This window comes from Micromonospora sp. NPDC047753 (assembly GCF_040642735.1).
In the GTDB taxonomy this organism is placed as follows: domain Bacteria; phylum Actinomycetota; class Actinomycetes; order Mycobacteriales; family Micromonosporaceae; genus Micromonospora.
In genome coordinates this window covers 1-8,861 of sequence record NZ_JBEYSL010000279.1, presented here as the reverse complement: position 1 = coordinate 8,861, position 8,861 = coordinate 1, and the positions used below count along the sequence as shown (strand labels likewise).

At 71.5% G+C, this 8,861-nt stretch carries 11 protein-coding genes and 1 pseudogene; 7 read left to right on the top strand and 5 right to left on the bottom strand.

Annotated features, from left to right (window positions below; all coding sequences use genetic code 11):
- Nucleotides 1-187 precede the first annotated feature (187 nt).
- The 4 genes from ABZ749_RS22050 to ABZ749_RS22035 form a co-directional block, all read right to left on the bottom strand.
- Nucleotides 188-559 (bottom strand): hypothetical protein, encoded by a 372-nt coding sequence (locus ABZ749_RS22050; protein WP_091395802.1) that lies wholly within the window; start codon nt 557-559, stop codon nt 188-190.
- 587 nt (nt 560-1,146) lie between these two features.
- Complete coding sequence (locus ABZ749_RS22045; protein WP_030332357.1) at nt 1,147-1,398, bottom strand: hypothetical protein; 252 nt, start codon at nt 1,396-1,398, stop codon at nt 1,147-1,149.
- A gap of 81 nt (nt 1,399-1,479) precedes the next feature.
- Nucleotides 1,480-1,953 (bottom strand): large conductance mechanosensitive channel protein MscL, encoded by a 474-nt coding sequence (gene mscL, locus ABZ749_RS22040; protein WP_355004779.1) that lies wholly within the window; start codon nt 1,951-1,953, stop codon nt 1,480-1,482.
- A 39-nt stretch (nt 1,954-1,992) separates the two neighbouring features.
- The gene (locus ABZ749_RS22035) at nt 1,993-2,649 is read right to left on the bottom strand and encodes a FadR/GntR family transcriptional regulator (protein ID WP_357230433.1); all 657 of its coding nucleotides are present in this window, start codon (nt 2,647-2,649) and stop codon (nt 1,993-1,995) included.
- A 239-nt stretch (nt 2,650-2,888) separates the two neighbouring features.
- On the opposite strand from ABZ749_RS22035, the gene ABZ749_RS22030 reads away from it, so the two are divergent.
- The gene (locus tag ABZ749_RS22030) at nt 2,889-4,040 is read left to right on the top strand and encodes an MFS transporter (protein WP_357230439.1); all 1,152 of its coding nucleotides are present in this window, start codon (nt 2,889-2,891) and stop codon (nt 4,038-4,040) included.
- 18 nt (nt 4,041-4,058) lie between these two features.
- Here the strand turns inward: ABZ749_RS22030 and ABZ749_RS22025 are convergent, their stop codons facing one another.
- The gene (locus ABZ749_RS22025) at nt 4,059-4,415 is read right to left on the bottom strand and encodes an STAS domain-containing protein (RefSeq protein ID WP_030332365.1); all 357 of its coding nucleotides are present in this window, start codon (nt 4,413-4,415) and stop codon (nt 4,059-4,061) included.
- A 163-nt stretch (nt 4,416-4,578) separates the two neighbouring features.
- Here ABZ749_RS22025 and ABZ749_RS22020 point away from each other — a divergent pair, with 163 nt between their 5' ends.
- From ABZ749_RS22020 to ABZ749_RS21995, 6 genes and pseudogenes are all read left to right on the top strand, one after another.
- A complete protein-coding gene (locus ABZ749_RS22020) occupies nt 4,579-5,439 on the top strand; it encodes an STAS domain-containing protein (protein WP_357230430.1) in 861 nt (286 codons plus the stop codon).
- Nucleotides 5,439-5,849: an STAS domain-containing protein gene (locus tag ABZ749_RS22015; RefSeq protein ID WP_355004782.1), complete on the top strand. Its 411-nt coding sequence runs from the start codon at nt 5,439-5,441 to the stop codon at nt 5,847-5,849. The genes ABZ749_RS22020 and ABZ749_RS22015 overlap by 1 nt, the downstream gene beginning before the upstream one ends.
- A complete protein-coding gene (locus tag ABZ749_RS22010; RefSeq protein WP_357201045.1) occupies nt 5,846-6,265 on the top strand; it encodes an anti-sigma regulatory factor in 420 nt (139 codons plus the stop codon). The genes ABZ749_RS22015 and ABZ749_RS22010 overlap by 4 nt, the downstream gene beginning before the upstream one ends.
- A complete protein-coding gene (locus ABZ749_RS22005; protein WP_357230436.1) occupies nt 6,262-7,278 on the top strand; it encodes a SpoIIE family protein phosphatase in 1,017 nt (338 codons plus the stop codon). The genes ABZ749_RS22010 and ABZ749_RS22005 overlap by 4 nt, the downstream gene beginning before the upstream one ends.
- Entirely contained in the window at nt 7,275-8,636 is a 1,362-nt protein-coding gene (locus tag ABZ749_RS22000; protein WP_357230427.1) for a sensor histidine kinase, read from the top strand. Before ABZ749_RS22005 ends, ABZ749_RS22000 begins: the two co-directional genes overlap by 4 nt.
- Nucleotides 8,637-8,649: 13 nt before the next feature.
- Nucleotides 8,650-8,766 (top strand): annotated as a pseudogene (locus ABZ749_RS21995) (response regulator); the annotation flags it as partial.
- Nucleotides 8,767-8,861 lie beyond the last annotated feature (95 nt).

Sequence of the window (8,861 nt, the reverse complement as noted above, 5' to 3'; positions counted from 1 at the left end):
CGACCATCAGCTCAGCCTATGCGCTGCGCGGTCAGCTGGCCGTGCCACCGACGCGGCGCTCCCGCCGCCCCGGCCGCGCCCGCTCCCGCCGCGCCGGACAGATCCACTCGGGTTTCATGAAGTCGGGCCGTCCCGAGGCTCCGGACACCCCGATTTCCGTGAACCCGAGTCGATCAGGGCGGTTGGGTCACTCCTCGGGCGGCAGGTCGGCCACCCCGACGGCCAGGAGGACCCGGCCGTCGGCCACCGACCCGATCCGGTCGGCCGGTACGTAGACCGCGCCGGTGCGGGTCAGGTCGGTCGAGACCTTCAGATAGCCGCTGTGCAGCAGTCGCGCCGCCAGATCTGCTGGGACGTCCGGCTCCTCGACCGCGGTCGCCTCGATCAGCTCGTCCAGGCTGCTGCCCGGGTCGGCGGTCGGTGTCTGGACGGTCACCGCGTTCGGGTCACCCCGCTGGACGAGGTCCACGGTACCGACCTCGGTGCCAGCTGAGTCGATCACCGGCATCCCGGTGGTGATCCGCGAGATGGTCGCCTGCTGCTCGTCCTGCTGGTCCATCCCGCTGCGGTTCCCAGAGCAGCGCGCCGCTAAACGCCGCCGCCACCCACCCCAACCGTCCGCTGCCGGCCCGCCCCTCCCGTCCGTCCCTCCCCGCCCGCCCGCCGTTCAGCGGCCGCCGCGGGCTTGGTGTGGTCGCACCTCGTCCCAGAGCAGTGGCTCGGAGGTGGGGCCGGTCCAGAGGCGGTGGGTCGGGGGCGATGGAGGCTCGGAGGTGGCCGGTCCGGAGGCGGTGGGTCGGGGGCGATGGGCTCGGAGGTGGCCGGTCCGGAGGCGGTGGGTCGGGGGCGATCGGCTCGGAAGTGATGGCCCGGGGAGCGTGATGACTGTGAGTCATATTTATGCCTCAGAGTCATCACCGCCAAAAGCAATACCGCCCCCGGCCCGCTCAAGGTGGCGGGCGGCGGGCCGCTACAGCCAGCGGCGGCCCCGCACCCAGCACCCAGCCCAGCAGACGGCACCCAGCGCCCAGCAGGCGGCACGCAGCAAACGGCACCCAACAGGCGGCACAGCAAACGGCACGCAGCAGACGGCACTCAGCACGCAGCGCCCGGCACCCTCGCGCCCGTGCACGGTGTTCCGCGCACTCAGGTGTTCGGGAGGGTCCAGCCGCCGGGCGGACGGGGGGACAGTTCCCGCCAGGTGTCCGGGCCGTCGAGCAGCGCCCGGACGGTGTCCTCGGCCTCGTCCGCACTGCCGTACTCGTAGAAACGGGAGATGCCCTCGGCGCCGCCGGCCCGCTGCTCGACGTGCCAGCGGTCGGCGTCCACCCGCAGGAAGACGTCCCGCCGGGCCAGCCGCCCCCACTTCCCGTTCCACCAGTGCTTTCGCTGCTCCATGGCGGGACTCTATCGAACACACGTACGAGAAGATGCGGCCCCTGCGGGAATCCCGCAGGGGCCGATGTGCATCCGTTCGGGTCAGCGCTGCGTCGGCGGCTCCGGGCGGCGGCCCAGCACGTCGTCCAGCGCCCCACGCTGCTGGCCGGGGGTGGTGTGACCGGCGGAGACCAGGGCGTCCCGGATCTCGGTGAGCAGCTTGACCTCCTCGCTCGGCGCCGAGGGCGGCGGCTCCTCGCCCCGCTTGCGCCGCTCGGCCAGCCGGTTCATCGGGTAGACGACCAGGAAGTAGAGCGCCAGTGCGGTCAGCAGGAAGGTGATCACCGCGTTGACGAAGGCGATCCAGTCGAACGGGATGCCACGGAAGCTGGGTGCCGTGCCGGCCAAACCCTTGTCGCTACCGGTGATGAGCAGCACGAAGACCCGGATCAGCGGGTCGAGGAACGACTTGGTGAGCTGGGTGACCACGCCCGTGAACGCGGCGCCGATGACGACACCGACCGCCAGGTCGACGACGTTGCCGCGCATGATGAAGTCTTTGAAGCCCTTGAGCATTCGTACTCCCGAGGTGTCCGCTTTTCTGTCGGGCACAACCTATGCCCGTTCGGCGGGTTCCAGAAAAGCGCCGGCTTCGAGCGCCGCCCGGCCGGGATCGCCGGCCCGGATCGCCTCGACCAGCCGGGTGTGGTCGACGTAGCGCTCGGGCGTGAGTTCCTCGCCCATGGCCTGGGCGACTGTGCTGCGCAGGGCGGTGCCCACCGAGGCGTACAGCTCGGCGAGCATGGCGTTGTGCGCGGCGGCGACCACCGCGGTGTGCAGTGCCGCGTCGGCCTCGACGAACGCGTCGACCCGGCCGCCGTGCCAGGCGGCCTCGCGCTGGGCGAGCGCGCCGTCGAGCGCCGCCAGGTCCTCCGAGGTACGCCGCAACGCGGCGAGCCGGGCGGCCTCCACCTCGAAGGCGCGGCGTACCTCGATGACCTCGGTCATCCGGTCGTCGCCGAGTCGGCGGGCGACCACCGGGGCCAGTTCGTCGGTGGACACCACGTAGGTGCCGGAGCCCTGCCGGCACTCCAGCACCCCGGCGTGCACCAGGGCGCGGACCGCCTCGCGGACCGTGTTGCGCCCGACGCCCAGCGCGGCGACCAGTTGTGGCTCGGTGGGGATGCGCCCTCCGACGGGCCATTCGCCGCCCAGGATGCGGGCGCGGAGCTGCTCGGTGGTCTGCCGGACCCGGTGGCCGCGCGGTGGCACGGGGGGCTGGCCGCGGGGCGGTGCCGGCGGCGCGGAGGGGAATTCAACCGACGGTGGCACTGGTTACATCACCGGTCCCAAATTCATCCCATGATTGTAGGTTAGCGGTCATGACCCCGCCACCAACCGCCGCTCCGGCGCTGCCCGCTCCCGTCGCCGTCGATCCTCGTCCGACGCGGGACCCCGGCACCGGCCGGCGGACGCACCCGGCGACCGGTGGCGCGCTGGTGCTGGTCGGGATGCTGCTGGTCGCGCTCAACCTGCGCGCCGTGGTGACGAGCCTCGGCGCACTGCTCGACGAGGTCCGCGACGGGCTGGGCCTCTCCGGCGTCACCGCCGGCCTCGTCACCACCCTGCCGACCATCGCGTTCGCCGGGCTCGGCGCGCTCACCCCGTGGCTGGTCCGCCGGGTGGCGCCGGCCCGGGTGCTGGTGGTCGCCATGCTCGCCCTCGCCGTCGGCCAGGTGCTCCGGGTCGCCACCGACTCCGCCCTGATCTTCGTGCTCACCAGCGCGCTGGCGCTGTCCGGCATCGCGGTCGCCAACATCCTGCTGCCGATGCTGGTCAAACAGCACTTCCCGCACCGCACCGGCCTGGTCACCGGCGCGTACACGATGGCGTTGACAGTGGGCACGACGGTGGCCGCCGCCTCCGCGGTGCCGATCGCGCACGCCTTCGGGTCGTGGCGGGCCGGGCTCGGCGTGTGGGCCGCGATGGCCGCGGTGGCCGTACTCCCGTGGGTGCCGCTGGCGTTGCGGGCCCGCGCCGCGGCGCGGCGGGCGACCCCGACGGCGGCTGCCGCCACGCCCACGCGGGTCCGGCCGGCGCGGACCCGGCTCGGTTGGGCGATGGCCGTCTACTTCGGGGCGCAGTCGCTCAGCGGGTACGCGATCATGGGCTGGCTGGCCCAACTGTTCCGCGACGCCGGCTACCAGCCGGAGTCGGCCGGGCTGCTGCTCGCCGGGGTGACCGCGCTCGGCGTGCCGATCGCGCTGCTGATGCCCACCCTGGCCGGTCGGCTCGGCAGCCTGCGGCCGCTGGTGCTCGGGCTCACCACCGCGTCGGCACTGGCCTACCTGGGGTTGGCGCTCGCACCGCACGGTGCCGCGCTGCTCTGGGTGGCCCTCCTGGCGATCGGGCAGGGCGCGTTCCCGATGATCCTGACCGCCATCGGCCTACGCGCCCGTACCGCCGAGGGCACCGTCGCGCTCTCCGCGTTCGCGCAGAGCACCGGGTACGTGATCGCCGCCCTGGGCCCGCTGATGGTCGGCATCCTCTACGAGGCCACCGGCGGCTGGACGGCGCCGATCGGGTTCCTGCTGGGTGCCCTCGCCGTGCAGACGACGGCGGGCATGGCAATCGCTCGTCCCCGTTACGTCGAGGACGAGTGACGCACGCCGACGGTCAGGTCAGGAGGAAGCCGGCGTCGGTTCGCCGGCGACTGCCTCATCCACCGTCGGGTAGGTGTGCAGCACCTCGACCAGCCCGCTCACCTCAAGGATGCGCAGCACGCCGCGCTGCGGGGCGGCCAGCCGGACCACGCCGCCGGCCTCGTCGCAGCTGTTCTTGGCGCGGACGAAGACCGACAGGCCGGTCGAGTCGCAGAACGAGACGTCCGCCAGGTCGAACACCAGCCGGTTGCGGCCCTTGTCGAGCAGGTCGGTGATCTGGTCCTGCAGCTGCGGTGCGGTGGCCATGTCCAGCTCGCCCGCGACCGCCACGACGACCACGTCGCCGCGTTGTTCCGTGTGCACCGTCAACGACATTCGCCAGACCTCCTGTTATCGGGGGAACGGTATCCCACGACCACCCCCGGAGGTAGAACGGGAGCCGTCATCCGGTGGCCATCGTCATTCCGTTGCTACGGGGCAAGTAGTTGATCAGACCCCGGTGATAGAGTCCGCCCGGTCCAGGTCAAGGGGGTTCGAAATGGCGTTGAGCACCGAAGAAAGTGGTCGGCTCGCCGCGCTGCTCAGCGGGCAGGACGAACGGGTCACGACTCGGTGGACCGAGATCGTCACCAGTTCGTTGCGGGGCCGGCTGAGCCAGGCAGAGCTGCGCCGGCAGGTCCAGGATCTGCACGGCGCCATCGTCGCCACGAGCGAGCAGGGCACCATCGACCTGTCCGCCGAAAGCGCCGCCGAACTGCGCGCCGCGCTCTCCGAGCTGTCTCGTGGCCGGGCCCGGCAGGGCTTCTCCGCCACCGAGACCACGATCAGCGTCTTCGCGCTGAAGGACGTGCTGGCCGAACTGTTGCAGGAGGCCGGGGGCCCGCACGCGCTGTCGGACTACGTCGCCTTCTCCAGGCTCGTCGACGAGATGGGCCTGTTCACCTTCGAGAGCTTCGTCCGCACCCGGGAGAGCCTGATCGCCGACCAGGCCGAGCAGTTGCTCGAGCTCTCCACACCGGTGGTCAAGCTCTGGGAGGGCGTCGTCGCCGTGCCGCTGGTCGGCACCCTGGACTCGGCCCGGGCCCAGGTGGTCATGGAGCGCCTGCTGCAGACCCTCGTCGACACCGGCTCGCCGTACGCGATCATCGACATCACCGGCGTACCGGCGGTGGACACCCAGGTCGCCCAGCACATCCTGAAGACCGTGGTGGCCGCCCGACTGATGGGCGCCGACTGCATCATCTCGGGCATCCGCCCGCAGATCGCGCAGACCATCGTGGCGCTCGGCATCGAGTTCGGTGACATCGCCACCAAGGCGAGCCTCGCCGACGCGCTGCGCCACGTGCTGCGGCTCAACGGGGTGGAGACCGCCCGTCGCCAGCCGCGCCGGGGCTTCTGATGGAACGCGTGCCGATCCTCAAGATCGGCGACATCCTGCTCGTCTCCATCCAGCTCGACATGTCCGACCAGACGGCGGTCCAGCTTCAGGAGGATCTGGCCGAGCGGATCGTGGACACCGGCTGCCACGGCGTCATCATCGACATCACCGCGCTGGACATCGTCGACTCCTTCGTGGGGCGAATGCTCTCCGCCATCGCGTCGATCTCCAAGGTGCTCGACGCCGAGACGGTGGTGGTCGGGATGCGTCCGGCCGTCGCCATCACCCTTGTCGAACTCGGGCTGTCGCTGAACGGCATCCGTACCGCGCTGAACGTCGAGCGCGGCATGGAACTGATCGCGGCTGCCCACGCCGACGAGCTCGACCACCAGCTCGACGACGATCCGGACGCCGAGACGGCCACGCCGTGACCGCGGGCGTCGACCTGGGCCAGCCACAGGCGCAGTCGGTCCGCAGCGATGAGGACGTGGTGCGCGTCCGGCAGCTGGTCCGCGCCGTGGCGGTGGCCAGCAAGCTGTCCCTCGTCGACCAGACCAAGGTGGTCACCGCGGCGAGCGAGTTGGCCCGCAACACCCTGGTGTACGGCGGCGGCGGTTCGGTCGAGGTGACGATCGTGGACAACGGCCGACGCAAGGGCGTACAGATCGTGTTCGCCGACTCCGGGCCGGGCATCGCCGACCTCGATCTGGCGATGACCGACGGCTACACCAGCGGCGGCGGCCTCGGCCTCGGGCTCAGTGGGTCGCGACGCCTGGTCGACGAGTTCCAGATCGAGACGTCAGCGGAGACCGGTACGCGGATCACTGTCACCAAGTGGTCCAGGTGAACGCCGACGCGGTCACCGACAGTGGCATCTGGTTCCGAGTAGAGGCCAGCAGCGCCGCGAGTGCCGTCCGGCGTGCCGCCGAACGGCTCGGCGCGCAGGTGGAGATGGGCGGGGCGCGCATCGCCGACCTGGCCATCGTCGCCGCCGAGCTGACCAGCAACCTGGTCAAGCACGCCGACGAGGGTGTCCTGCTGCTCCGACCGGTACGCCGCGCCGGGCTGGCCGGCGTGGAGCTGGTGGCGATCGACTCCGGGCCCGGCATGGCCGACCTGACCGTCTCGTCCCAGGACGGGCACTCCACCACCGGCACACTCGGCATCGGTCTGGGTGCCATCGTCCGGCAGGCCAGCTGGTTCGACGGATACTCGCTGCCCGGCCGGGGCACAGTCCTCGCCGTGCAGGTCTGGCCTGCCGAGGCACGGCCGTCCCCGTCCTGGGCGGGCGCTCTCACCCGACCGCTGACCGGCGAGACGGTGAGTGGCGACGGGTACGCCGTCCGGGTCGCCGACGGGCGGCACCAGGTGCTGGTCAGCGACGGATTGGGGCACGGCCCGCTGGCCGGGGCCGCCACCGACGCGGCGCTCGCCGCGTTCCGCAACGCCCCGGCCGGCCCACCGGCGACGGTGGTCGGTCACCTGCACCGCGGCATGTCGCACACCCGTGGTGCCGCGCTCGCGGTCGCCGAGTTGGCACCCGAGGCTGGGGTGCTGCACTACGCGGGCCTGGGCAACATCTCCGGCGTGGTGGTCGATGCTGACGACAAGCGTCGCGGGCTGGTCTCGCTGCCCGGCATCGCCGGGCACCAGCGGCCGACGATCCGGGAGTACGCGTACCCGTTCGGTCCGGGCGCCAGGCTGGTGATGCACAGCGACGGGGTGGCCGACCGGTGGCGGTTCGCCGACTACCCGGGCCTGATGGAGAAGTCACCACTGGTGATGGCGGCGACGCTGCTGCGTGACGCGGGTGTGCGGCGCGACGACGCCTGCGTACTTGTTGCAAGGTCCTGGGTATGACCGACGAACCTTCGGCCCAGCCGCTGCTGCAGATGGCGCTGCGGGTCGAACAGGACATCTTCGTGATCCGTCAGCGGGGCCGCGAGGTGGCCGCGGTGGTCGGCCTCGAACACCAGGACCAGGTGCGGATCGCCACAGCGCTCAGCGAGGTTGCCCGGGACCTGCTGCGGACGACCGGGGGAGCGGACGTCTCCTTCCACGTCGACGCGGGCGCCGACGGCCGGTTCCACCTGCGCGCCGACCTGGCCCCGATGTCCCCGCTGCCGGACGACCGCTACCAACCGCAGTCCGGCGCGGTGTCCCGACTGGTCGACACACTGAGCGTGTCGACCGTCGAGGGGGTTACGGTCGTACGGATGTCCCGACGAGTCCCGGCCAACGCGCCGATGCCGACCCCGGAGCGGCTCGCCGAGTTCCGTACGGAACTCGGCCGCACCGCGCCGGGCAGTGCGCTGGACGAATTGACAGTGCAGAACGGGCAGCTCATCTCCGCACTGGACGAGGTGCGCAGTCAGCGCGACGAGTTGGCCGTGCTGAACGAGGAGCTGGCCGAGACCAACCGTGGCGTGCTGGCGCTCTACAACCAGCTCACCGAGGAGTTGGAGGAGACCAACCGGGGCGTCGTCGCCCTTTACGCCGAGCTGGACGAGAAGTCGGCCCAGCTCCGCGCGGCGAGTGAGTCGAAGAGCCGGTTCCTGGCCAACGTGAGCCACGAGCTGCGCGCGCCGGTCACCGCGATCATCGGCCTGGGGCGGCTGCTCACCGACTCCGCTTCCGACCCGCTCACCGACGAGCAGGGCCGCCAGGTCGATCTGATCCGGGCATCGGCGGCGGACCTGCTCAACCTGGTCAACGAACTCCTCGACCTGGCCAAGGCGGAGTCCGGTCGGATCGAGCCGGACGTGACCGAGGTCGACCTGCGGCCGCTCTTCGGTCAACTACGCGGCACCCTGCGCGCGCTGGCCACCCGCCCGGAGGTGGAGCTCGTCGTGGAGGAGCTCACCGGGCCAGCCCTGCTGCGCACCGACGAGGTGCTGCTCGGTCAGGTGCTGCGCAACCTGCTGCACAACGGGTTGAAGTTCACCGAGCGCGGCGAGGTGCGGCTGCGGGCCAGCCAACATGGCGACCGTTGGCAGTTCGAGGTCAGCGACACCGGGCCGGGCATCGCCCCGGAGCTGCACGACCGGATCTTCGAGGAGTTCTACCAGATCCCCGGCGCCACCCGGGTCGGCGGCACCGGCCTCGGTCTGCCGTACGCCCGGCGGTTGGTGACGCTGCTCGGCGGAACGCTGGAGCTGACCAGCGCGCCGGGCGGAGGCAGCACATTCAGAGTCTCCCTGCCCACCGGCGGGGCGTGACGGTGTGGACGGCATGCCGGCAACCATCCTGGTGGTCGACGACAGTCGTACCAAGCGTTACCTGCTGGTCAGTTGGCTGACCCGGGCCGGGTTCACAGTGCTGGAGGCCGAGAACGGTGCCGAGGCGTTGGCACCCGCCGCACCAGGGCACCGGACACCCAGCCGGCCCCCGGAGACCGCACATGGAACTCCAGCACGTTGTCGTCGTTCGGGGCGTTCGCCACC

What these genes read in the sequence shown, in the direction of transcription:
- ABZ749_RS22050 (WP_091395802.1), bottom strand. Translation starts at nt 559, where the DNA reads ATGGACCAGCAGGACGAGCAGCAGGCGACCATCTCGCGGATCACCACC.
- ABZ749_RS22045 (WP_030332357.1), bottom strand. Translation starts at nt 1,398, where the DNA reads ATGGAGCAGCGAAAGCACTGGTGGAACGGGAAGTGGGGGCGGCTGGCC.
- mscL (WP_355004779.1), bottom strand. Translation starts at nt 1,953, where the DNA reads ATGCTCAAGGGCTTCAAAGACTTCATCATGCGCGGCAACGTCGTCGAC.
- ABZ749_RS22030 (WP_357230439.1), top strand. Translation starts at nt 2,889, where the DNA reads ATGCTGCTGGTCGCGCTCAACCTGCGCGCCGTGGTGACGAGCCTCGGC.
- ABZ749_RS22025 (WP_030332365.1), bottom strand. Translation starts at nt 4,415, where the DNA reads ATGTCGTTGACGGTGCACACGGAACAACGCGGCGACGTGGTCGTCGTG.
- ABZ749_RS22020 (WP_357230430.1), top strand. Translation starts at nt 4,579, where the DNA reads ATGGCGTTGAGCACCGAAGAAAGTGGTCGGCTCGCCGCGCTGCTCAGC.
- ABZ749_RS22015 (WP_355004782.1), top strand. Translation starts at nt 5,439, where the DNA reads ATGGAACGCGTGCCGATCCTCAAGATCGGCGACATCCTGCTCGTCTCC.
- ABZ749_RS22000 (WP_357230427.1), top strand. Translation starts at nt 7,275, where the DNA reads ATGACCGACGAACCTTCGGCCCAGCCGCTGCTGCAGATGGCGCTGCGG.